We start from the raw sequence: 22,233 nt of genomic DNA on the forward strand, positions 1-22,233 counted from the left end.
TTGTGGGAGCGGGCTTGCCCCGCGATGGGCTCAGCGCAGGCCGCGCTGGGACTCGTCGAGCTCGCGGATGTACTTGAACACTTTACGCATGGCCGCAGGCGGCTTGTTCCGCGCCTTTTCGTGCTGGGCATGACGGATCAGCGAGCGCAGTTGCTGGCGGTCGGTGTCGGGGTACTCGTTGACGAAGCGCTCGAGGTCCTCGTCGTTGCCGTCGATCAGGCGGTCGCGCCAGCGCTCCAGGTTGTGGAAGCGCTCGTTGTACTGCCGGGTCGAGCTGTCGATCTGGTCGAGCACGGCATGGATGGCGTCCAGATCCTGCACGCGCATCAGCTTGCCGACGAACGACATGTGGCGTTTACGGGCACCGTGCGCTACGTGCTTGCTGGCCTCGGCCAGCGCCTTGCGCAGCTCGTCGGTCAGCGGCAGGCGCGCCAGGGTGTCGGCCTTGAGGGTGGTGAGGCGCTCACCGAGTTCGACCAGCGCATGCAGCTCGCGCTTGATCTGGGTTTTGCTTTTTTCGCCATCGAAGGCGTCGTCGTAAGAATCAACCATGGGGGCCGTCCGCAAGAAATCGCCGCCATGATAACCAGTCGGGGGCCGCTTGTCCGGCCCGGTCGTAGAATGACCCAAGCCGTACGCAGAATTTTCAGTGGAGAGAACCATGAGTGCAGTCCAGAGCGTAGGCCCCAAGGACCTGCCGGCGTTGCAGGAACAGGTCGAAGCGATCGTCGCCGAAGCGCGCCGCCAGGGTGCCAGCGCCTGCGAAGTGGCGGTGTCGCTGGAGCAGGGCCTGTCCACCAGCGTGCGCCAGCGCGAAGTCGAGACCGTCGAGTTCAACCGCGACCAGGGCTTCGGCATCACCCTCTACGTTGGCCAGCGCAAGGGCTCGGCCAGCACCTCGGCCAGCGGCCCTGAGGCGATCCGTGAGACCGTCGCGGCGGCACTGGCCATCGCCAAGCATACTTCCGAAGACGAATGCTCGGGCCTGGCCGATGCGGCGCTGATGGCCCGAGAGCTGCCCGACCTCGATCTGTACCACGATTGGGACATCGAGCCGGAAAAGGCCATCGAGATGGCGTTGGCCTGCGAGGCTGCCGCCTTCGATGCCGACAAGCGCATCCTCAATGCCGATGGCACCACCCTCAATACCCACCAAGGTGTACGGGTGTACGGTAACAGCCATGGCTTCATCGGCGGCTACGCCTCCACCCGCCACAGCCTGAGCTGCGTGATGATCGCCGAGGGCGACGGGCAGATGCAGCGTGACTACTGGTACGACGTCAATCGCCAGGGCCATTTGCTGGCCGACCCAAGCAGCATTGGCGTGCGGGCCGCCCAGCGCGCCGCCAGCCGCCTGGGGGCCCGACCGGTGCCGACCTGCGAAGTGCCGGTGCTGTTCAGCGCCGAGCTGGCGGGCGGCCTGTTCGGCAGCTTCCTGTCGGCGATCTCCGGCGGCAACCTGTACCGCAAGTCGTCGTTCCTCGAAGGCACCCTTGGCCAGCGCCTGTTCCCCACCTGGCTGACCTTGGATGAGCGCCCGCACATTCCGCGAGCGCTGGGCAGTGCCTCGTTCGACGGTGATGGTCTGGCTACCTACGCCAAGCCGTTCGTCGACAAGGGTGAGCTGGTCTCCTACATCCTCGGCACTTATTCCGGGCGCAAGCTGGGGCTGCCGAGCACCGCCAACTCCGGCGGTGTGCACAACCTGTTCGTCACCCATGGGGTCGAGGACCAGGTGGCGTTGATCCGTCGCATGGGGCGCGGTCTGCTGGTGACCGAGCTGATGGGGCATGGCCTGAACATGGTCACCGGCGACTATTCCCGTGGTGCGGCGGGCTTCTGGGTTGAGAACGGCGAGATCCAGCATGCGGTGCAGGAAGTGACCATCGCCGGCAATATGAAAGACATGTTCCAGCAAATCGTGGCGATTGGCAGCGATATCGAAACCCGTAGCAATATCCACAGTGGCTCGGTCCTGATCGAGCGGATGACTGTAGCGGGCAGCTGACTCAAACTTGCGCAGCCGTTTCATGGGAGCGGCGCACCGCCGCTCCCATGTTGTCAGCATCTTGTGCACCCTGACCCGGCCATCGCGCCGGGTTTTTTATTTGGCCTTTGGCTATCTTGAATTGATTCTATTTATCAATTAATAATGAATATCATTATCCAGTCAGCCGGCGATGATCTTCATGAAAACCGTCCTCCACGAACTGCCCTACCTGGAAAACTGGCGCTGGCTCAGCCGGCGTATTCGTTGCGCCCTGGCGCCTGACGAGCCACGCCTGATCGAGCACTACCTGGCCGAAGGCCGTTACCTGGTGTGCTGCACCGAGACCTCGCCCTGGACAGTGGCAATGACCTCTTTCCGCCTGCTGCTGGATACCGCCTGCGACCGCATGCTGCCCTGGCACTGGCGCTGCCTGTGCCTCGACCAGGCATGGCGCCCGTTGCTCGACCTGCGCAACCTCGATCGCCAGGCGCACAACGAGCGCTGGCAACCCTTTGCGATGCAACTGGCCACCTGTGTGCTGTTGCCGTCGATTTCTCCCGAAGAACTGATGCAAGGACTTGAAGATGAGTGATACCCGTATCGAGCGTGACAGCATGGGTGAACTGCAGGTGCCGGCCCAGGCCCTGTACGGCGCCCAGACCCAGCGCGCGGTCGACAACTTCCCGGTCAGCGGCAAGCCGATGCCGGCCCAGTTCATCCGCGCCCTGCTGCTGGCCAAGGCGGCCGCGGCCAAGGCCAACGTCGAACTGCAGCAACTGAGCCCGGAGCAGGGCGGGGCAATCGTCAAGGCCGTGGAGCAACTGCTGGCCGAGGATTTCATCCAGCACTTCCCGGTCGATGTGTTCCAGACCGGCTCCGGCACCAGTTCGAACATGAACGCCAACGAGGTGATCGCCACCCTGGCCAGCCGAGTGCTCGGCGAGCAGGTCAATGCCAACGATCACGTCAATTGCGGCCAGAGCAGCAACGACATCATCCCCACCACCATCCACGTCAGCGCCGCCCTGGCCCTGCATGAGCAGTTGCTGCCGGCCTTGCGTCACCTGACGCAGGTGATCGAGAGCAAAGCCGTCGAAGTGCACAAGTACGTCAAGACCGGCCGCACCCACCTGATGGATGCCATGCCGGTGCGCATGAGCCAGGTGCTCGATGGCTGGGCGGCGCAGATCAAAGGCGCCCAGGCCCATGTCGAGGCCACGCTGCCAAGTTTGCAGGCGCTGGCCCAGGGTGGCACCGCGGTCGGCACCGGGATCAATGCCCATCCGCAGTTCGCGGCTGGCTTCGCTCGCCAGCTCAGTGGCCTGACCAAGGTCGAGTTCACCCCAGGCCAGAACCTGTTCGCCCTGATCGGCTCCCAGGACACCGCCGTGGCGTTGTCCGGCCAGCTCAAGACCACCGCGGTGGCGCTGATGAAGATCGCCAACGACCTGCGCTGGATGAACTCCGGCCCGCTGGCCGGCCTCGGTGAAATCGAACTGCAGGGCCTGCAGCCGGGTTCGTCGATCATGCCGGGCAAGGTCAATCCGGTGATCCCGGAGGCTACCGCGATGGTTGCAGCCCAGGTGATCGGCAACGACGCCACCATCGCCGTGGCGGGGCAGTCGGGCAACTTCGAGCTCAACGTGATGCTGCCTGTGATCGCCCGCAACCTGCTGGAAAGCATCGAACTGATGGCCAACGTCAGCCGCCTGTTGGCCGACAAGGCTATCGCGACCTTCAAGGTCAACGAAGGCAAGCTCAAGGAAGCGTTGTCGCGCAACCCGATCCTGGTCACCGCCTTGAACCCGATCATCGGATACCTCAAGGCTGCCGAAATCGCCAAGACCGCCTACAAGCAGGGGCGCCCGGTCATCGACGTGGCGCTGGAGCACACCGACCTGTCCCGCGACCAGCTCGAAGCGCTGCTGAACCCGGAAAAACTCACCGCCGGCGGCATCTGAGCCAAGGCTGCCCAGGAGGCACGTCATGCAGCACTGGAGACGCACCACGCAAAACGCCAATCGCCTGTTCGACCAGGGCGAGCTGGTCGATGCCCGGGAACACTACCTGCAAGCGCTGGCCTTGGCCCAGGTGCTGTTCGAGCGCTGGCATGACGTCGATGAGGCGGTGGCCGCGCTGGTCATCGCCCATCACAACCTGGCCGACCTGCACCTGCGGCTGAACCAGCCGCACGAAAGCGCCGACTACTTGTGCGCTGCGCACCAGGCATTGCTCCAGGCCAGCCAGGAGCAACGTTTGCCCCAGGCGTTGCGCGATGCCGCGCTGCGCCACAGCGCACGCACCTACACCGAGTTGCTGAGTTTCATCGCCGACTATGGCCAGTACCCGCGCACCGAACGCCTGCTCAATCGCCAGGCGCCGGCTGCCAGCGAACTGGTCGCACAAACGGACCTCACGCTTCGTACATCTGCTCATGGAATCCACTGACATGCCCCATACCTTGCCTGCACTGCCTTATGCCTACGATGCGCTGGAGCCGCACATCGATACCCAGACCATGGAGATCCACCACAGCAAGCATCACCAGACCTACATCAACAACCTCAATGCCGCCATCGAGGGCACCGAGTGGGCCGAATGGCCGGTGGAGCGGTTGGTTGGCGCGGTCAAGCAGTTGCCCGAGAAGCTGCAAGGGGCAGTGATCAACCAAGGCGGCGGCCACGCCAACCACACCCTGTTCTGGACCGTCATGTCGCCCAAGGGCGGAGGCGAACCACAGGGTGAGGTGGCCAAGGCCATCGATGCCCAGCTGGGTGGTTTCGAGGCATTCAAGGACGCGTTCACCAAGGCCGCGCTGAGCCGCTTCGGCAGTGGCTGGGCCTGGCTCAGCGTCACGCCGGCGAAAACACTGGTGGTGGAAAGCAGTGGCAACCAGGACAGCCCGCTGATGCATGGCAACACGCCGATCCTGGGGCTCGACGTGTGGGAGCATGCCTACTACCTGAAGTACCAGAACCGTCGCCCGGAATACATTGGTGCTTTCTACAACGTGGTCGACTGGGCCGAAGTGGAACGCCGCTACCTTGAAACCTTGAAGTGAGTCGAACCGGTATGCGCTCCGAGGTGATGTCTGTCAGCAGTGTGCGCCTGTTCCGCCTGGCGCTTGGGACCTTGCTGTTGCTAGTTGGCACCGCGCTGCTGGTGGCGCGCGGCATCGCCTGGCTGGACCTGGAACCGCGCATGTTGCGTGCCCTGGAGGGCGGTGCACTGTGCGCACTGGGCACGGCATTGGGCGCGGTACCGGTGCTGGTGATTCGCAACATGCCTGTGGCGCTGGCCGACACCTTGCTTGGCTTTGGCGCCGGGGTGATGTTGGCCGCCACCGCGTTCTCGTTGATCATCCCGGGACTGGAGGCGGCCCAGGCCATCGGCTACAGCCCCTGGGGCGCCGGTGGCTTGATCAGCAGCGGCCTGCTGTTCGGGGCGTTGTGCCTGTTCCTGGTCGATCTCAGGGTGTCCGGGGCGTCCCCCGAAGCGCTGGTCGGTACCGGGCAGCAGCCGGTGATCGCTGCGCGGATCTGGCTGTTCGTCATCGCCATCATCGCCCACAACATTCCCGAAGGCATGGCCATTGGTGTGTCTGCCGGGGGCGGCATGGCCGATGCCGACAGCCTGGCCATGGGCATTGCCTTGCAGGATGTGCCGGAGGGGCTGGTGATTGCTCTGGTATTGGCGGGGGCCGGGATGCCGCGCTTCAAGGCATTCCTGATTGGCGCTGCGTCCGGGCTGGTCGAGCCGCTGGCGGCGGTCATCTGTGCCTGGCTGGTGAACATCGCCGAACTGCTGCTGCCACTGGGCCTGGCCTGCGCGGCGGGGGCGATGCTGCTGGTGGTGACCCAGGAAATCATCCCCGAATCACGCAGCAACGGGCATCACCGCCTGGCGAGCCTGGGGTTGTGCGTGGGCTTCTGCCTGATGATGGTGATGGATACGGCGATGTCCTGAATGTCAGGCGAAAATCACTTCGACCCGGCCTTCGCGCCGGGTCTTGGGGGCTTCTTTGACCACGATCTGTATGTCCCGGCCCAGGCGGGCGAGGCAATCGATCATCTTGCTTTCGCTGATGCCACGGAATTTGCCGCGGGTCAGGGCGGAGACCTTGGGTTGGCTCAGGCCGAGCAGCTCAGCGGCCTGTAGTTGAGTGAGCTGGCGTGCCTTGATGATGCTGCAGATCTTGCTGGCCAGGCGGGCCTTGACCAGCATCTCGCTGGCGTCGGCAAGGTGCAGGTCGGCATAGACGTTGTCGGTGCCTTCTTCGATTTCAATCATGTGTTTTCCCCTTCGAGTGAGCCTGTGCCAGCTTCAGGCGGGCATGAATCAAATCCACGTCATGCCTTGAGGTTTTGATGCCGCTGCGGGATTTCTTCTGGAAACAGTGCAGCACCTAAACCGCGTCGACCAGGCTGATGGTGTAGACCGCACGATAGGTGTCGCCGTGATGGTCTTCGACCACCTCGAGCACGCCGCCGCCTGAAAACCCTTTAAGCACCTTTGCCTGCCAGTGCTTGCCGCCTTCCTGAGCCTGATACAGAGCAAAACCGAACACATCCTGGACATCAGCCGGGAGTGCCTGGATATCCTTTCGGGAGCTACCAGCCCAGAACAGGCGTTTGATATTCTTGATCGCTTCCATGAGATCGCCTCGAATCTATACCCATATTGGTATAGTGGCAATCAGACGATCATTCACACCGACAATTGGTAGCGGATGTTACGCGGGGAGGGTTACTCGCCTTCGTCGAAGAAGTTGTTGATCAGCGCCACCAGCGCTTCAAGGGCGTCGTTGTCCTGCTCGCCTTCGGTGAGCAGATGCACCTGGGTGCCCTTGCCGGCGGCGAGCATCATCACCGCCATGATGCTCTTGCCGTCCACCAGTTTGTCCGGTGCGCGGCCGACTCGCACCTGGCAGGGGAAGCGCCCGGCCACGCCGACGAACTTGGCTGCCGCGCGGGCATGCAGGCCCAGCTTGTTGATGATGGTTATTTCGCGGGCGGGCATCGTGTGGCGGATCCTGTGGGCTAGAGGTCGCGGTGGCGGACCTGGACGTTTTTCAGGGATTGCTGGAGCAACTGGCCGAGCCGTTCGGTGATGTACACCGAGCGGTGATGGCCGCCGGTGCAGCCGATAGCGATGGTGACATAGGCGCGGTTGCTGGCGGCGAAGCGGGGCAGCCATTTAAGCAAGTAGCTGGAGATGTCCTGGAACATCTCGTCGACGTCTGGCTGGGCGGCCAGGTAGTCGATCACCGGCTGTTCGAGCCCGGAGTGGTCACGAAGTTCCGGCTTCCAATAAGGGTTGGGCAGGCAGCGCACGTCGAATACCACATCGGCATCCACTGGCATGCCTCGCTTGAAACCGAAGGATTCGACCAGAAAGGCGGTGCCGGGCTCGGGCTGGTTGAGCAGCCGCAGCTTGATCGAGTCGCGCAGCTGGTACAGGTTCAGCCGGGTGGTGTCGATCTTAAGGTCGGCCAGGTCAGCGATGGGGCCCAGCAGCTCGCTTTCTACCCGGATGGCCTCGGCCAGCGAACGGTTGGCGTTGGTCAGCGGGTGGCGGCGGCGGGTTTCGGAAAAGCGCTTGAGCAGGGTTTCTTCGTCAGCGTCCAGATACAGCACATCGCACTGGATATGCCGGGAGCGTGCCTCTTCCAGCAGTTCGGGGAAGCGCGTCAGGTGGCTGGGCAGGTTGCGCGCATCGATGGAGACAGCCACTTTGGGCTGTTGCAACTCGGTGTTGATCAGCGCATTTTCCGCCAACTGCGGCAACAACCCGGCAGGCAGGTTGTCGATGCAGTAGTAGCCGTTGTCTTCCAGCACGTCGAGGGCGGTGCTTTTACCCGAGCCGGAGCGGCCGCTGACGATGATCAGGCGCATGTTCAGGCCTCGTTCTGGACGTCCAGGACCACCTGGTAGAGCGCTTCGTTGCTGTTGGCAGCACGCAGGCGCTTACGCACATCCTCGCGATCGAGCATGCTGGCGATCTGGCGCAGCAATTCAAGGTGCGCATCGGTCGCGGCTTCAGGGACCAGCAGGACGAACAGCAGGTCCACGGGCGCGCCATCGATGGCGTCGTAATCAATGGGAGCTTCCAGGTGCAGCAGGGCACTGACGGGCGCTGAGCAACCCTCGAGCCTGCAGTGGGGAATGGCGATGCCATTGCCAAAACCGGTGGAGCCGAGTTTTTCGCGGGCAATCAGCTTCTCGAAGACGTCTTGCATCTCGAGCTCTGGGATTTGCTCGGCAATTACAGTGGCGACCTTTTCGAGGGCGCGCTTCTTACTGCCGCCCGGCACGTTCACGAGGGAACGGCCGGGGGTCAGGATGGTTTCAAGTCGGATCATGGATGAGGGGGATCAGCGGGCGGCTGCGCCTTGCAGCAGGCTTTGCTGTTTTTCCTTGTGTTTTTTCAGTTGGCGGTCGAGCTTGTCGGCAAGCGCGTCGATCGCGGCATACATGTCTTGGTGTTCGGCATTGGCAACGACTTCGCCACCGGGTATCTGGAGCGTGGCTTCAACCTTTTGCTGCAGCTTCTCGACTTTCATGATCACCGTCACGTTGGTGATCTTGTCGAAATGACCCTCCAGTCGGGCGAGCTTCTCAAGCACGTAATCGCGCAGTGGTTGGGTGACTTCTACATGCTGTCCACTGATGTTGACTTGCATACAGCTTCTCCTTTGTTGCCCGTGCATAAAGAGGCAGGTATTGCACCTGCCACTGAAACGCTATGGCTTGCCCAGGGGCTACATCAGTCGCTTGCGCTCACTCGAAGGGGCGATGCCCAACGATTCGCGGTACTTGGCGACGGTGCGACGGGCTACCTGGATGCCTTGTGCCTCCAGTAAACCAGCGATCTTGCTGTCACTCAATGGCTTTTTCTGATTTTCCGCGGCGACCAGTTTCTTGATGATCGCGCGGATCGCCGTGGACGAGCATTCGCCGCCTTCGGCGGTGCTCACGTGGCTCGAGAAAAAGTACTTGAGTTCGTAGATGCCGCGTGGCGTGTGCATGTATTTCTGCGTGGTGACCCGGGAAATGGTCGACTCATGCATACCCACCGCCTCGGCGATATCGTGCAGCACCAGCGGCTTCATGGCCTCGTCACCGTGGTCAAGGAAACCGCGCTGGTGTTCGACGATCTGGGTCGCCACTTTCATCAGGGTTTCGTTGCGGCTTTGCAGGCTCTTGATGAACCAGCGCGCTTCCTGCAGCTGGTTGCGCATGAAGGTGTTGTCGGCGCTGGTGTCGGCGCGGCGCACGAAGCCTGCGTACTGCGGATTGACCCGCAGGCGCGGCACGGCTTCCTGGTTGAGCTCGACCAGCCAGCGTTCGCTGTCCTTGCGCACGATGACGTCCGGCACCACGTATTCGGGCTCGCTCGACTCGATCTGTGAGCCAGGGCGCGGATTGAGCGTTTGCACCAGCTCGATGACCTGGCGCAGTTCGTCTTCCTTGAGCTTCATGCGGCGCATCAGCTGGCTGTAGTCGCGGCTGCCGAGCAGGTCGATGTAGTCGCTGACCAGGCGCTGAGCTTCGCTCATCCACGGCGTCGAGGCCTGCAGCTGGCGCAGTTGCAACAGCAGGCACTCACCCAGGGAGCGGGCGCCGATGCCGGCGGGCTCGAACTGCTGGATACGGTGCAGCACCGCCTCCACCTCGTCCAGCTCGATGTCGAGCTCGGGGTCGAAGCCGGCGCAGATTTCTTCGAGGGTATCTTCCAGGTAGCCCTGGCCGTTGATGCTGTCGATCAGGGTGACGGCAATCAGCCTGTCGGTGTCGGACATCGGCGCGAGGTTGAGTTGCCAGAGCAGGTGGCTTTGCAGGCTCTCGCCCACGGACGTGCGGGTGGTGAAGTCCCACTCGTCATCGTCGTTGCTGGGCAGGCTGCTGGCGCTGGTCTGGTAGATGTCTTCCCAGGCGGTATCGACAGGCAGCTCGTTGGGGATGCGCTCGGCCCACTCGCCTTCTTCCAGGGTTTCGGTGTTGCCAGTGGTTTCCTGGAAGCTGGTGTCCTGGGTTTCGGCGACCGGTTTGCTTTCGGCGTTGTCCGCCATCGGGTCGCTGTTGTCGAAGTCGTCGCCGTCTTCCTGGCGTTCGAGCATCGGATTGGATTCCAGCGCCTCCTGGATTTCCTGCTGTAGGTCCAGGGTGGAAAGCTGAAGCAGACGAATGGCCTGTTGCAACTGCGGGGTCATCGTCAGTTGCTGGCCCATTTTTAGGACGAGCGATGGTTTCATGGCAGGGGCTTAATACCTTGTTAGCCGGCGCACATGCGCCATCTACTACCTGTAGGGCGCTGGGCGCCGATTTTAAGCAAGTTCTTATGCAACTCGTATGCCTGAAATTCTAGCGCTTGCCTAGAGCACAGTAACACTTAAGCCCTGAACGGGCGTGTGCGCCAGTGCTCCAGGCGGGCCTGGATCAGAGGCGGAACTCGTGACCCAGGTAAACCTCCTTGACCAACTGGTTGGCCAGGATGGTCTCGGCATCGCCCTCGGCGATCAGTTGACCATCGTTGACGATGTAGGCCGTCTCACAGATATCGAGCGTCTCGCGAACGTTGTGGTCGGTGATCAGCACGCCGATCCCCTTGTTCTTGAGGTGATGGATGATCTGCTTGATGTCGCCCACCGAGATCGGGTCGACGCCGGCGAACGGTTCATCCAGCAGGATGAACTTGGGCGCGGTGGCCAGGGCGCGGGCGATTTCGACACGGCGGCGTTCACCACCGGAAAGGCTCATGCCGAGGTTGTCGCGGATGTGGCTGATGTGGAATTCCTGCAGCAGGCTTTCCAGTTCCTTGCGCCGGCCGTCGCGGTCGAGGTCCTTGCGGGTCTCGAGGATGGCCATGATGTTGTCGGCCACCGACAGCTTGCGGAAGATCGAGGCTTCCTGCGGCAGGTAGCCGATGCCGGACTGGGCGCGGCCGTGCATGGGCTGGTGGCTGACGTCGAGGCTGTCGATCAGTACCCGGCCCTGATCGGCCTGGACCAGGCCGACGATCATGTAGAAGCAGGTGGTCTTGCCGGCGCCGTTAGGGCCGAGCAAACCGACGATCTGGCCGCTGTCGATGGACAGGCTGACGTCGCGAACGACTTGTCGGCCTTTGTAGCTCTTGGCCAGGTGCTGGGCTTTGAGGGTTGCCATTTACTCGGCCTTTTTCTTCGGTTGAATGACCATGTCGATGCGCTGACGTGGTGCAGTCACGTTGCCACCGCGGCCGGCGGTCGCCACCTGGGTTTTGGTGTTGTAGACGATCTTCTCGCCTTCAGTGGTGTTGCCTTCGTTCTCGACCTTGGCGCGGTCGGTCAGGATGACCATTTCTTTTTGCGCCTGGTACTGGATGGTCACGGCCCAGCCTTTCATCTTGTCCGGCTTGGCAGCACTCTGCTGCTGCTCGAAGTAGGCCAGGTTGCCCACCGAGGTGACCACGTCGATGTCACCGTTGGCGGCGCGGGTCATGGTCACGGTGTTGCCTTTGATCATCATCGAACCTTGGGTGATGATCACGTCGCCGGTGTAGGTGGCCACACCCTGCTTGTCGTCCAGGTGCGCGTTGTCGGCCTGGATGCGAATTGGCTGGTCACGGTCGTTCGGCAGTGCGAAGGCGCTCGCGCTTCCCAGTGCTACGCCCAGGCTGAGCAGAAGGGGGATGGTTTTAACGAGCCTCATACTGTCCTCTTACGTTAGAGAGCAGGTCCATCCTGCCTTCTTTCAAATACGCTTTCATTCCTTTGCCCGTAGTCGTGCCACCGGCGCCGTCGATTCTAACGGCTTGCTCGGTCTGCGCATATTGCTTCTGCGGGAACACGGTCATGCGTGTGCTGGTAATAATGGTTTCACGTTGTTTTTCGTCGGTGCGGGCAACCCGCACATTGTCGATCAATTCGACTTCGGTGCCGTCCGGGTTGACCTCGGCGCGGGTGCTCTGCACATGCCAGGGGTACTCGGTGCCACGGTACATGTGCAGGTCGGGCGTGGTCACCAGGGTGACTTCGCTGGCCTTGAGGTGCTCGACCTTGTCGGCGGTCATTTCGTATTGCAGCTTGCCGTCAGGCAGGAACTGCACGCTGTGAGCGTTGATTGCGTAGTAGTCGATGGCGCTCTCGTTGGTCTGCGCGACCGGTTTGTCGAGGAAGCTCTCGGGGCTGATGTTCCAGTACCCGACGGCCGCCAGCACGGCGGCTATCACGCCAAGCAGCGCGAAATTTCTGATCTTCTTGCTGAACATGGGAGGCCTTACAGGTAGTGAGCGTTGGCAGCGTCCAGGGTGCCCTGGGCCTGCATGATCAATTCGCAGAACTCGCGGGCGGCGCCTTCGCCGCCGCGTGCCTGGGTCACGCCGTGGGCATGCTGGCGAACGAACGGCGCGGCATTGCTTACCGCCATGCCCAGGCCCACCCGGCGAATCACCGGCAGGTCGGGCAGGTCGTCACCCAGATAAGCCACCTGTTCGTAGCTTAGATTGAGTTCGGCAAGCAGGCCGTCCAGCACCACCAGCTTGTCCTCGCGCCCCTGGAACAGGTGCGGGATGCCGAGGTTCTTCGCCCGGCGCTCGACCACCGGCGTCTTGCGCCCGCTGATGATCGCCGTGGTGACGCCTGCGGCCATGAGCATCTTGATGCCGTGGCCGTCGAGGGTGTTGAAGGTCTTGAATTCGCTGCCGTCTTCAAGGAAGTACAGGCGGCCATCGGTGAGCACGCCGTCAACGTCGAACACCGCCAGCTTGATGGCCTTGGCGCGTTGCATGAGGTCCTGGTTCATTTACATCACTCCGGCGCGCAGCAGGTCGTGCATGTTCAGGGCGCCGGTCGGCCGGTCGCTCTGATCGACAACGACAAGTGCGCTGATCTTGTGGTCTTCCATGATTTTGAGCGCCTCGGCGGCGAGCATCTCGGCGCGGGCGGTCTTGCCGTGCACGGTCATGACTTCGTCGATGAGGGTCTTGTGCACGTCGATATTGCGATCGAGGCTGCGGCGCAGGTCGCCGTCGGTGAAGATCCCGGCCAGCGTGCCGTCGTGCTCCAGCACCACGGTCATGCCCAGGCCCTTGCGCGACATTTCGATCAGCGCGTCCTTGAGCAGGGTGCCGCGCTGCACCTGGGGCAGTTCGTCGCCGGCATGCATCACGTTCTCGACCTTCAGCAACAGGCGGCGGCCCAGTGCCCCACCGGGGTGGGAGAAGGCGAAGTCTTCGGCGGTGAACCCGCGCGCTTCCAGCAGGGCGATGGCCAGTGCATCGCCCAGGGCCAGCGAAGCGGTGGTGGAGGAGGTCGGTGCCAGGTTGAGCGGGCAGGCTTCCTGGGCGACGCTGGCGTCGAGATTGACTTCGGCGGCCTGGGCCAGCGGCGAGTCCGGGTTGCCGGTCAGGCTGACCAACTGGATCCCCAGGCGCTTGATCAGCGGCAGCAGGGTGACGATCTCGGCGGTGCTGCCCGAGTTGGACAGGGCGAGGATGACATCGTCACGGGTGATCATGCCCATGTCGCCATGGCTGGCTTCGGCCGGGTGCACAAAAAAAGCCGGCGTGCCGGTGCTGGCGAGGGTGGCGGCGATCTTGTTGCCGATATGCCCGGATTTGCCCATGCCGACCACGACCACCCGGCCCTTGCTCGCCAGGATCAGCTCGCAGGCCTTGACGAAGTCACCGTCGATGCGGGCCAGCAGTGCCTGCACAGCCTCGAGTTCCAGGCGCAGGGTGCGCTGGGCGGATTGGATCAGCTCGCTGGATTGGCTCATGTCGAAAACGCAATGCCTGATGAAAAGGCGGCGATTATAGCCGCAATGTGTGAAAGGCTCATCCATTCGATTGTCGTAACAAACCACTACAAGGCTGTCGCCTGCCTGAACAGGCGGATTTGTGGCCTTGGGGGCGTGCCTTCTGCGGTGCTATAGTTCGCCGCTGTTCGGCCCGCCAGGGACCAGTGTGCCTTCAAGATGAGGGCAGGCGTCCATGAAGACGAGGCTGCATTGCAAGGAGTCTAGATGAGTGTGGATAGCGCCTGCGCGGTCGAGCTGAAGGGAGTCACCTTCAAGCGTGGTTCGCGCAGCATTTTCAGCAACGTGGACATTCGCATTCCCCGTGGCAAGGTCACCGGTATCATGGGGCCCTCGGGGTGCGGCAAGACGACATTGCTGCGTCTGATGGGCGCACAGTTGCGGCCGTCCAGCGGTGAAGTCTGGGTCAATGGCCAGAACCTGCCCGCGTTGTCGCGGGGCGACCTGTTCGATGCGCGCAAGCAGATGGGCGTTTTGTTCCAGAGCGGCGCCCTGTTCACCGACCTCGATGTCTTCGAGAACGTCGCCTTCCCGCTGCGCGTACACACCGAGCTGCCGGACGATCTGATTCGTGACATCGTCCTGATGAAGTTGCAGGCCGTGGGCCTGCGCGGTGCCATCGACCTGATGCCCGACGAGCTCTCCGGCGGCATGAAGCGCCGCGTGGCGCTAGCCCGGGCGATTGCCCTCGACCCGCAGATCCTCATGTACGACGAGCCGTTCGTCGGCCAGGACCCGATCGCCATGGGCGTGCTGGTGCGCCTGATCCGTCTGCTCAACGACGCCCTGGGTATCACCAGCATCGTGGTTTCCCACGACCTGGCGGAAACCGCCAGCATCGCCGACTACATCTATGTGGTGGGTGATGGCCAGGTACTGGGGCAGGGCACGCCCGCCGAACTGATGGGCTCGGACAACCCGCGTATCCGCCAGTTCATGAAGGGCGACCCGGACGGCCCGGTACCCTTCCACTTCCCTGCGCCAGACTACCGCGCCGATTTGCTGGGGGCGCGTTGATGCGCAGAAAATCCTTACTCGAACGTATCCGTCTGTTTGGCCGCTCGGCCATCGACGTGCTGGCGGTGCTGGGCCGCTCCTGCCTGTTCCTTGGTCACGCGCTGAGCGGTCGAGGCGGCGTCGGCGGCGGCTTCCAGTTGCTGGTCAAGCAGCTCTATTCGGTTGGCGTGCTGTCGCTGGCGATCATCGTCGTGTCCGGGGTGTTCATCGGCATGGTGCTGGCGCTGCAGGGCTACAGCATCCTTGCCCGCTATGGTTCGGAGCAGGCCGTGGGGCAGATGGTTGCCCTGACCCTGCTGCGTGAGCTCGGGCCTGTGGTGACCGGCCTGCTGTTCGCCGGCCGCGCGGGTTCCGCGCTGACGGCTGAAATCGGCAACATGAAGTCCACCGAGCAGCTGTCGAGCCTGGAAATGATCGGTGTCGACCCGCTCAAGTACATCGTCGCCCCACGCCTGTGGGCCGGCTTCATCTCGCTGCCGCTGCTGGCGCTGATCTTCAGCGTGGTGGGCATCTGGGGTGGCTCGTGGGTCGCGGTCGACTGGCTGGGCGTCTACGAAGGCTCGTTCTGGGCCAACATGCAGAACAGCGTTTCTTTCACCGACGACGTGATCAACGGGCTGATCAAGAGCCTGGTGTTTGCCTTCGTCGTCACCTGGATCGCCGTATTCCAGGGGTATGACTGCGAGCCCACCTCAGAAGGGATCAGTCGTGCCACCACCAAGACCGTGGTCTATGCCTCGTTGGCAGTGCTGGGTCTGGACTTTATTCTGACCGCCTTGATGTTTGGAGATTTCTGATGCAAAACCGCACCCTGGAAATCGGTGTCGGCCTGTTCCTCCTGGCCGGGATCCTGGCGCTGCTGCTGCTGGCCCTGCGTGTCAGCGGGCTGTCGGCCAGCCCGAGCAGCGACACTTACAAAGTTTATGCCTACTTCGACAATATCGCCGGTTTGACGGTCAGAGCTAAAGTGACCATGGCCGGTGTGACCATCGGCAAGGTCACGGCCATCGATCTGGACCGCGATTCGTACACCGGTCGGGTCACGTTGCAGCTGGACAAGAACGTCGACAACCTGCCGACCGACTCCACTGCCTCGATCCTGACCGCCGGCCTGCTGGGCGAGAAGTACATCGGCATCAGCGTGGGCGGCGAAGAAGCGGTTCTCAAAGACGGCAGCACCATCCACGACACTCAGTCGGCGCTGGTGCTGGAAGACCTGATCGGCAAATTCCTGCTCAATACAGTGGGCAAGGAACCCAAAGAAGCGCAACCGGCTAATTAAGGAGTTTCCATGATTTCGATCCTGCGACGTGGCCTGCTGGTTCTGCTGGCGGCCTTCCCCCTGCTGGCCATGGCGGCGCCGGGGCAGTCCGCCCGTGATGTCATCCAGGGCACCACGACCCAGTTGCTCAACGACCTCAAGGCCAACAAGGCGCAGTACAAGGCCAACCCCGAGGCGTTCTATACCGCGCTCAACAGCAACCTTGGCCCGGTGGTCGATGCTGACGGCATCTCCAAGAGCATCATGACCGTCAAGTATTCGCGCAAAGCCACCCCGGAGCAGATGCAACGCTTCCAGGAGAACTTCAAGCGCAGCCTGATGCAGTTCTATGGCAACGCCCTGCTCGAGTACAACAACCAGGGCATCACCGTCGACCCGGCCAAGGCCGAGGACGGCGATCGCACCAGCGTCGGCATGAAGATCACCGGCAATAACGGTGCGGTCTATCCGGTGCAGTACACCATGCAGAAGATCGACGGCGAGTGGAAAGTGCGCAACGTCATCGTCAACGGCATCAACATCGGCAAGCTGTTCCGCGACCAGTTCGCCGACGCCATGCAGCGCAACGGCAACAGCCTGGACAAAACCATCGACGGCTGGGCCGGCGAGGTGGCCAAGGCCAAGGAAACCGCCGACAACTCGCCGGATAAGGAAGTCAAATGAGCGATGCCGTCGTGAGCATGTCCGAGCCTGGCGTTCTCTGCCTGGCCGGGGTGCTCGACTACCGCAGCGGGCCGGCCCTGCGCCAGCAGGGCAAGGCGCTGATCGCCGGCAGTGGCGAGCAGCGGCTGGTGCTCGACTGCAGCGCGGTGGTCAAGTCGAGCAGCGTCGGGCTGGCCCTGCTGCTGGCCTTCATGCGCGATGCACAGGCGGCTGGCAAGGCCTGCGAAGTGCGCGGCATGCCTGCCGACATGCGGGAAATTGCCGGGGTCTATGACCTCGATGAAGTGCTGGCCGGTTGATGGCTTGCACCAAGGTGAAGGCCCCTCGGTCAGCGCATCCCGTCATGGGCTTCGCAGGCGAGGGGCTTTTTTGTATGATGGCCGACCCGCGCGCGTTGGGCGCCGATCGAGGTTGAGCATGCAGGCCGTAGAAGTCAAAAGCTTTCTGGAAGAGAAATTGCCGGGATCCCGGGTCGAAGTTGAAGGCGAAGGCTGCAACTTCCAGTTGAACGTGATCAGCGACGAGCTGGCCGGCCTGAGCCCGGTCAAGCGTCAGCAGGCGATCTATGCTCACCTCAATCCGTGGATCGCCAACGGCGCCATTCACGCGGTAACCATGAAATTCTTCAGCAGCGCAGCCTGGGCTGAGCGCACCTGAGCCAACTTGGCGGCGAGACACAAATGGACAAACTGATTATCACTGGCGGCCCACGCCTTGACGGCGAAATTCGCATTTCCGGCGCGAAAAACGCGGCCCTGCCGATTCTGGCGGCGACCCTGCTGGCCGACGGCCCGGTTACCGTGGGCAACCTGCCACACCTGCACGACATCACCACCATGATCGAGCTGTTCGGTCGCATGGGCATCGAGCCTGTGATCGACGAAAAGCTGGCCGTGGAGATCGACCCGCGCACCATCAAGACCCTGGTTGCTCCTTACGAGCTGGTCAAGACCATGCGTGCCTCGATCCTGGTCCTCGGCCCGATGGTTGCCCGTTTCGGCGAGGCCGAAGTGGCCCTGCCTGGCGGCTGCGCCATCGGCTCTCGTCCGGTAGACCTGCACATCCGCGGCCTGGAAGCCATGGGCGCGAAGATCGAGGTCGAAGGCGGCTACATCAAGGCCAAGGCCCCCGAGGGCGGCCTGCGCGGTGCGCACTTCTTCTTCGATACCGTCAGCGTGACCGGTACCGAGAACATCATGATGGCCGCAGCACTGGCCAAAGGCCGCAGCGTGTTGCAAAACGCCGCTCGCGAGCCTGAAGTGGTTGACCTGGCCAACTTCATCAACGCCATGGGCGGCAAAGTTCAGGGTGCGGGCACCGACACCATCACCATCGATGGCGTCGAGCGCCTGGCCTCGGCCAACTACCGGGTCATGCCCGACCGTATCGAGACCGGTACCTACCTGGTCGCCGCTGCCGTTACCGGTGGTCGCGTCAAGGTCAAGGACACCGATCCGACCATCCTTGAAGCCGTACTTGAGAAGCTCAAGGAAGCCGGCGCCGACATCACCACCGGTGAAGACTGGATCGAGCTGGACATGCACGGCAAGCGGCCCAAGGCCGTCAACCTGCGTACCGCTCCTTACCCGGCGTTCCCTACCGACATGCAGGCGCAGTTCATTTCGCTCAATGCCATCGCCGAAGGCACTGGCGCAGTGATCGAAACCATCTTCGAAAACCGCTTCATGCACGTCTACGAGATGCACCGCATGGGCGCGCAGATCCAGGTCGAAGGCAACACCGCCATCGTTACCGGCGTCAAGGCGCTCAAGGGCGCTCCGGTCATGGCCACCGACCTGCGTGCTTCCGCCAGCCTGGTGCTGTCGGCGCTGGTCGCCGAGGGTGACACCCTGATCGATCGCATCTACCACATCGACCGTGGTTACGAGTGCATCGAGGAGAAACTGCAGATGCTGGGCGCGAAGATCCGTCGCGTACCGGGCTAGCAGCCTGCAGGCGCACGGACGCGCCTACCGAATCGAATACCGGCCAAGCTCACTGCCTGGCCGGCTGTAGCCGCTTAAGGACCGACGTTTCCCATGTTGACCATCGCGCTATCCAAAGGCCGTATTCTCGACGATACCCTGCCACTGCTGGCCGAGGCCGGTATCGTGCCGACCGAGAACCCGGACAAGAGCCGCAAGCTGATCATCCCCACCACGCAGGACGACGTGCGCCTGCTCATCGTGCGGGCCACCGACGTGCCGACCTATGTCGAGCATGGCGCCGCCGACCTCGGTGTAGCCGGCAAGGACGTGCTGATGGAATACGGCGGCCAGGGCCTGTACGAGCCTCTGGACCTGCAGATTGCCCAATGCAAGCTGATGACCGCTGGCGTCACCGGTGCCCCTGAGCCCAAGGGCCGTCTGCGTGTGGCGACCAAGTTCGTCAACGTGGCCAAGCGTTATTACGCTGAACAGGGCCGCCAGGTCGACATCATCAAGCTGTACGGCTCGATGGAGCTGGCGCCGCTGATCAACCTCGCCGACAAGATCATCGACGTGGTCGACACCGGCAACACCCTGCGTGCCAATGGCCTCGAACCCCAGGAGCTGATCGCCACGATCAGTTCGCGCCTGGTGGTCAACAAGGCCTCCATGAAAATGCAGCACGCCCGCATTCAAAGCCTGATCGACACCCTGCGCAACGCCGTCGAATCGCGACACCGCGGCTGACTTCTGCGCGCGACCTTCGCTGTCGCGCCCGTCTATCCGCGTCATAGCCTTCTTTCTCAGGTGCCCGCGCGGATGGACTGGTAGCCTAGGGCGCCTGAGCATTCGCTAATAATCGAGGCCCTCGCCATGACCGTGTCCACTGCAATTGCCCGTCTCAACGCCGCTGACCAGGATTTCGCCCGACATCTGGATCATCTGCTGAGCTGGGAAAGTGTGTCCGATGACGCGGTCAACCAGCGCGTGCTCGACATCATCAAGGCTGTGCGCGAGCGCGGTGACGCAGCGCTGGTCGAATTCACCCAGCGCTTCGACGGTGTCGACGCCAAGACCATCGATGACCTCATCCTCGACCGTGCCCGCCTGGAGCTGGCGCTGACCCGCATCACCCCGGTGCAGCGTGAAGCGCTGGAGAAAGCCGCCAACCGCGTGCGTCTGTACCACGAGCGGCAGAAGCAGGACTCCTGGCAGTACACCGAAGCCGACGGCACCGTGCTCGGCCAGAAGGTCACCCCGCTGGACCGTGCCGGCCTATACGTGCCGGGCGGCAAGGCGTCGTACCCCTCGTCGGTGCTGATGAACGCGATTCCAGCCAAGGTCGCGGGTGTCGCTGAAGTGGTCATGGTGGTGCCGACCCCGCGTGGCGAGGTCAATGAGCTGGTGCTGGCCGCTGCCTGCATCGCCGGCGTCGACAGGGTGTTCACCGTTGGTGGCGCCCAGGCCGTCGCGGCCCTGGCCTACGGCACCGAAAGCGTGCCACAGGTGGACAAGATCGTCGGCCCGGGCAACATCTACGTGGCCACCGCCAAGCGCCATGTATTTGGCCAGGTGGGTATCGACATGATCGCCGGCCCGTCGGAGATCCTGGTGGTGTGCGATGGCCAGACCGATCCGGACTGGATCGCCATGGACCTGTTCTCCCAGGCCGAACACGATGAAGACGCCCAGGCCATCCTGGTCAGCCCCGATGCCGAGTTCCTCGATCGCGTTGCCGCCAGCATCGACAAGCTGCTGCCAACCATGGAGCGCGCCGAGATCATCGAAAAGTCGATCAACGGCCGTGGCGCCCTGATCCAGGTGCGCGACATGCAACAGGCCATCGAAGTGGCCAACCGCATCGCCCCGGAACACCTGGAGTTGTCGGTGGCCGACCCGCAGGCCTGGCTGCCGCAGATCCGCCACGCCGGCGCGATCTTCATGGGCCGTCACACCAGCGAGGCGCTGGGCGACTACTGCGCCGGCCCCAATCACGTACTGCCGACCTCCGGCACCGCGCGCTTCTCCTCGCCATTGGGCGTGTATGACTTCCAGAAGCGCTCGTCGATCATCTTCTGTTCCGAGCAGGGCGCATCCGAGCTTGGCCACACCGCTTCGGTACTGGCTCGCGGCGAGTCGTTGACCGCCCACGCCCGCAGCGCCGAATACCGCATCCTCACCGAGAAGGGGAATTGAGCATGAGTCGTTTCTGGAGTCCCTTCGTCAAGGACTTGGTGCCCTACGTGCCGGGCGAGCAGCCCAAGTTGGCCAAACTGGTCAAGCTCAACACCAACGAGAACCCCTATGGCCCATCGCCCAAAGCGCTGGAGGCCATGCGTGGCGAGTTGAACGACAACCTGCGCCTTTACCCGGACCCGAATGGTGACCGGCTCAAGCAGGCGGTGGCCGAGTACTACGGCGTCACCCCGGCGCAGGTGTTTGTCGGCAACGGCTCGGACGAGGTGCTGGCGCACATCTTCCACGGCTTGTTCCAGCACGATGCGCCGTTGCTGTTCCCGGACGTCAGCTACAGCTTCTACCCGGTGTATTGCGGCCTGTACGGCATCCCGTACGAGCAGGTGGCGCTGGACGAGCAGTTCCAGATTCGCGTTTCGGACTACAACAAGCCAAACGCCGGGATCATCTTCCCCAACCCCAATGCACCGACCGGCTGCCTGCTGCCGCTCGAGGCCGTGGAGCAGATGCTGCGGGCCAATCGGGATTCGGTGGTGGTGGTGGACGAGGCGTACATCGACTTCGGTGGCGAGACGGCCATCAGCCTGGTTGATCGCTATGACAACCTGCTGGTGACCCAGACGCTGTCCAAGTCGCGTTCGCTGGCTGGCCTGCGGGTTGGTCTGGCGGTGGGGCATGCGGACCTGATCGAGGCGTTGGAGCGGATCAAGAACAGCTTCAACTCCTACCCGTTGGACCGGGCCGCGATTGTCGGGGCTGCGGTGGCGTTCGAGGATCGCGAGTACTTTGACGAGACGTGCCGCAAGGTGATCGACAGCCGTGAGGTGTTGGTTTCGGCGTTGCAGGCGCGTGGGTTCGAGGTGTTGCCTTCGGCGGCGAACTTCATCTTTGCCCGGCATCCGCAGCAGGATGCGGCGGGGATCGCGGCGCGGCTGCGGGAGCAGGGGGTTATTGTGCGGCACTTCAAGCAGGCGCGGATTGCGCAGTTCTTGCGGATTACGGTTGGGACGCCGGAGATGAATCAGGCGTTGCTTGATGCGCTTGATTGATTCGAGTTGATTTGAGTTGTTGATGCTGGGGCGAATTAGGGGTGGTTGGATTTCTCCTGATTCGCCCTTTGTTGTTGTTGTTGTTGTTGTTGTTGTTGTTGTTGTTTTGAAAGTTTTATGCGCATTCATTTGCGATGTCGACGCATAGTCACCTTTCCGCCCTTACGGCGGGTTACTTTTTTTCTTGGAAAAAAGTAACCAAAAACCGCTCGCTCCATTCATACGGCCCTCCGCTGCGCTCCGGGTCCCTTCGCTTCGGCGTCCTCCGGGCCCGCGCGGCCTCCGACTTGCTGCGCAAGTCTACATCTCGCGC

General features: G+C 62.7%; 29 protein-coding genes. 16 read left to right on the forward strand and 13 right to left on the reverse strand.

Annotated elements, in window-relative coordinates; genetic code table 11:
• Window positions 1–30: 30 nt before the first annotated feature.
• A complete protein-coding gene (yjgA, locus tag ACQ4N9_RS23735) occupies window positions 31–552 on the reverse strand; it encodes a ribosome biogenesis factor YjgA (RefSeq protein WP_125465349.1) in 522 nt (173 codons plus the stop codon).
• 109 nt (window positions 553–661) lie between these two features.
• Here yjgA and pmbA point away from each other — a divergent pair, with 109 nt between their 5' ends.
• The 6 genes from pmbA to ACQ4N9_RS23765 all read left to right on the forward strand — a co-directional run bounded on the left by pmbA (window position 662) and on the right by ACQ4N9_RS23765 (window position 5,956).
• Window positions 662–2,008, forward strand: a complete 1,347-nt coding sequence (pmbA, locus tag ACQ4N9_RS23740) for a metalloprotease PmbA (RefSeq protein ID WP_390968383.1) — start codon at window positions 662–664, stop codon at window positions 2,006–2,008.
• Window positions 2,009–2,180: 172 nt separating this feature from the next.
• Complete coding sequence (locus ACQ4N9_RS23745) at window positions 2,181–2,582, forward strand: FagA protein (RefSeq protein WP_125860096.1); 402 nt, start codon at window positions 2,181–2,183, stop codon at window positions 2,580–2,582.
• Entirely contained in the window at window positions 2,575–3,951 is a 1,377-nt protein-coding gene (locus ACQ4N9_RS23750; protein ID WP_153787406.1) for a class II fumarate hydratase, read from the forward strand. The genes ACQ4N9_RS23745 and ACQ4N9_RS23750 overlap by 8 nt, the downstream gene beginning before the upstream one ends.
• Window positions 3,952–3,976: 25 nt before the next feature.
• Window positions 3,977–4,438: a hypothetical protein gene (locus ACQ4N9_RS23755; RefSeq protein ID WP_390968381.1), complete on the forward strand. Its 462-nt coding sequence runs from the start codon at window positions 3,977–3,979 to the stop codon at window positions 4,436–4,438.
• Window position 4,439: 1 nt separating this feature from the next.
• Entirely contained in the window at window positions 4,440–5,051 is a 612-nt protein-coding gene (locus ACQ4N9_RS23760) for a superoxide dismutase (RefSeq protein ID WP_125860090.1), read from the forward strand.
• Window positions 5,052–5,062: 11 nt separating this feature from the next.
• Window positions 5,063–5,956, forward strand: a complete 894-nt coding sequence (locus tag ACQ4N9_RS23765) for a ZIP family metal transporter (protein ID WP_153787464.1) — start codon at window positions 5,063–5,065, stop codon at window positions 5,954–5,956.
• A gap of 3 nt (window positions 5,957–5,959) precedes the next feature.
• Here ACQ4N9_RS23765 and ACQ4N9_RS23770 read toward each other — a convergent pair whose 3' ends face one another.
• From ACQ4N9_RS23770 to ACQ4N9_RS23825, 12 genes are all read right to left on the reverse strand, one after another.
• Window positions 5,960–6,280, reverse strand: coding sequence for a helix-turn-helix domain-containing protein (locus ACQ4N9_RS23770; protein ID WP_125465344.1), 321 nt, complete (start codon window positions 6,278–6,280; stop codon window positions 5,960–5,962).
• A gap of 115 nt (window positions 6,281–6,395) precedes the next feature.
• A complete protein-coding gene (locus ACQ4N9_RS23775) occupies window positions 6,396–6,644 on the reverse strand; it encodes a type II toxin-antitoxin system RelE/ParE family toxin (protein ID WP_430933858.1) in 249 nt (82 codons plus the stop codon).
• A gap of 92 nt (window positions 6,645–6,736) precedes the next feature.
• Window positions 6,737–7,009: an HPr family phosphocarrier protein gene (locus ACQ4N9_RS23780; protein ID WP_125860083.1), complete on the reverse strand. Its 273-nt coding sequence runs from the start codon at window positions 7,007–7,009 to the stop codon at window positions 6,737–6,739.
• Between the two features lie 20 nt (window positions 7,010–7,029).
• Window positions 7,030–7,884, reverse strand: a complete 855-nt coding sequence (gene rapZ, locus ACQ4N9_RS23785) for an RNase adapter RapZ (protein ID WP_125860081.1) — start codon at window positions 7,882–7,884, stop codon at window positions 7,030–7,032.
• Window positions 7,885–7,886: 2 nt separating this feature from the next.
• On the reverse strand, window positions 7,887–8,351 hold the full coding sequence (ptsN, locus tag ACQ4N9_RS23790) for a PTS IIA-like nitrogen regulatory protein PtsN (protein WP_110993433.1): 465 nt from the start codon (window positions 8,349–8,351) through the stop codon (window positions 7,887–7,889).
• 12 nt (window positions 8,352–8,363) lie between these two features.
• On the reverse strand, window positions 8,364–8,672 hold the full coding sequence (gene hpf / locus ACQ4N9_RS23795; RefSeq protein WP_110993432.1) for a ribosome hibernation-promoting factor, HPF/YfiA family: 309 nt from the start codon (window positions 8,670–8,672) through the stop codon (window positions 8,364–8,366).
• Between the two features lie 78 nt (window positions 8,673–8,750).
• Entirely contained in the window at window positions 8,751–10,244 is a 1,494-nt protein-coding gene (locus ACQ4N9_RS23800) for an RNA polymerase factor sigma-54 (protein ID WP_390968378.1), read from the reverse strand.
• Between the two features lie 184 nt (window positions 10,245–10,428).
• On the reverse strand, window positions 10,429–11,154 hold the full coding sequence (lptB, locus tag ACQ4N9_RS23805; RefSeq protein ID WP_110993430.1) for an LPS export ABC transporter ATP-binding protein: 726 nt from the start codon (window positions 11,152–11,154) through the stop codon (window positions 10,429–10,431).
• On the reverse strand, window positions 11,155–11,679 hold the full coding sequence (lptA, locus tag ACQ4N9_RS23810) for a lipopolysaccharide transport periplasmic protein LptA (protein ID WP_258643005.1): 525 nt from the start codon (window positions 11,677–11,679) through the stop codon (window positions 11,155–11,157).
• Window positions 11,666–12,238: an LPS export ABC transporter periplasmic protein LptC gene (gene lptC / locus ACQ4N9_RS23815; protein ID WP_390968375.1), complete on the reverse strand. Its 573-nt coding sequence runs from the start codon at window positions 12,236–12,238 to the stop codon at window positions 11,666–11,668. The genes lptA and lptC overlap by 14 nt, the downstream gene beginning before the upstream one ends.
• A gap of 8 nt (window positions 12,239–12,246) precedes the next feature.
• Window positions 12,247–12,771, reverse strand: a complete 525-nt coding sequence (locus ACQ4N9_RS23820) for a KdsC family phosphatase (protein WP_125465339.1) — start codon at window positions 12,769–12,771, stop codon at window positions 12,247–12,249.
• Window positions 12,772–13,746: a KpsF/GutQ family sugar-phosphate isomerase gene (locus tag ACQ4N9_RS23825; RefSeq protein WP_390968373.1), complete on the reverse strand. Its 975-nt coding sequence runs from the start codon at window positions 13,744–13,746 to the stop codon at window positions 12,772–12,774.
• 246 nt (window positions 13,747–13,992) lie between these two features.
• Here ACQ4N9_RS23825 and ACQ4N9_RS23830 point away from each other — a divergent pair, with 246 nt between their 5' ends.
• The 10 genes from ACQ4N9_RS23830 (at window position 13,993) to hisC (ending at window position 21,920) form a co-directional block, all read left to right on the forward strand.
• Window positions 13,993–14,802, forward strand: a complete 810-nt coding sequence (locus ACQ4N9_RS23830) for an ATP-binding cassette domain-containing protein (protein WP_110993425.1) — start codon at window positions 13,993–13,995, stop codon at window positions 14,800–14,802.
• Window positions 14,802–15,599 (forward strand): lipid asymmetry maintenance ABC transporter permease subunit MlaE, encoded by a 798-nt coding sequence (gene mlaE / locus ACQ4N9_RS23835; RefSeq protein ID WP_110993424.1) that lies wholly within the window; start codon window positions 14,802–14,804, stop codon window positions 15,597–15,599. The genes ACQ4N9_RS23830 and mlaE overlap by 1 nt, the downstream gene beginning before the upstream one ends.
• Window positions 15,599–16,084, forward strand: coding sequence for an outer membrane lipid asymmetry maintenance protein MlaD (gene mlaD / locus ACQ4N9_RS23840; protein WP_110993423.1), 486 nt, complete (start codon window positions 15,599–15,601; stop codon window positions 16,082–16,084). Before mlaE ends, mlaD begins: the two co-directional genes overlap by 1 nt.
• 9 nt (window positions 16,085–16,093) lie before the next feature.
• Window positions 16,094–16,747 carry an MlaC/ttg2D family ABC transporter substrate-binding protein gene (locus ACQ4N9_RS23845; protein WP_390968370.1) on the forward strand — a complete coding sequence of 218 codons (654 nt, stop codon included), beginning with the start codon at window positions 16,094–16,096 and terminating at the stop codon, window positions 16,745–16,747.
• Window positions 16,744–17,046, forward strand: a complete 303-nt coding sequence (locus tag ACQ4N9_RS23850; protein ID WP_347151742.1) for an STAS domain-containing protein — start codon at window positions 16,744–16,746, stop codon at window positions 17,044–17,046. The genes ACQ4N9_RS23845 and ACQ4N9_RS23850 overlap by 4 nt, the downstream gene beginning before the upstream one ends.
• 118 nt (window positions 17,047–17,164) lie before the next feature.
• Entirely contained in the window at window positions 17,165–17,404 is a 240-nt protein-coding gene (locus tag ACQ4N9_RS23855) for a BolA family protein (protein WP_110993420.1), read from the forward strand.
• Between the two features lie 23 nt (window positions 17,405–17,427).
• A complete protein-coding gene (gene murA / locus ACQ4N9_RS23860; protein WP_110993419.1) occupies window positions 17,428–18,693 on the forward strand; it encodes a UDP-N-acetylglucosamine 1-carboxyvinyltransferase in 1,266 nt (421 codons plus the stop codon).
• A gap of 93 nt (window positions 18,694–18,786) precedes the next feature.
• Window positions 18,787–19,422: an ATP phosphoribosyltransferase gene (hisG, locus tag ACQ4N9_RS23865; RefSeq protein ID WP_011532429.1), complete on the forward strand. Its 636-nt coding sequence runs from the start codon at window positions 18,787–18,789 to the stop codon at window positions 19,420–19,422.
• 126 nt (window positions 19,423–19,548) lie between these two features.
• A complete protein-coding gene (gene hisD, locus ACQ4N9_RS23870; RefSeq protein WP_125465334.1) occupies window positions 19,549–20,871 on the forward strand; it encodes a histidinol dehydrogenase in 1,323 nt (440 codons plus the stop codon).
• A 2-nt stretch (window positions 20,872–20,873) separates the two neighbouring features.
• A complete protein-coding gene (gene hisC / locus ACQ4N9_RS23875; RefSeq protein ID WP_390968367.1) occupies window positions 20,874–21,920 on the forward strand; it encodes a histidinol-phosphate transaminase in 1,047 nt (348 codons plus the stop codon).
• Window positions 21,921–22,233: the final 313 nt, after the last annotated feature.

The sequence above is a fragment of the Pseudomonas sp. ES1 genome, from assembly GCF_050586605.1.
Lineage (GTDB): Bacteria > Pseudomonadota > Gammaproteobacteria > Pseudomonadales > Pseudomonadaceae > Aquipseudomonas > Aquipseudomonas sichuanensis.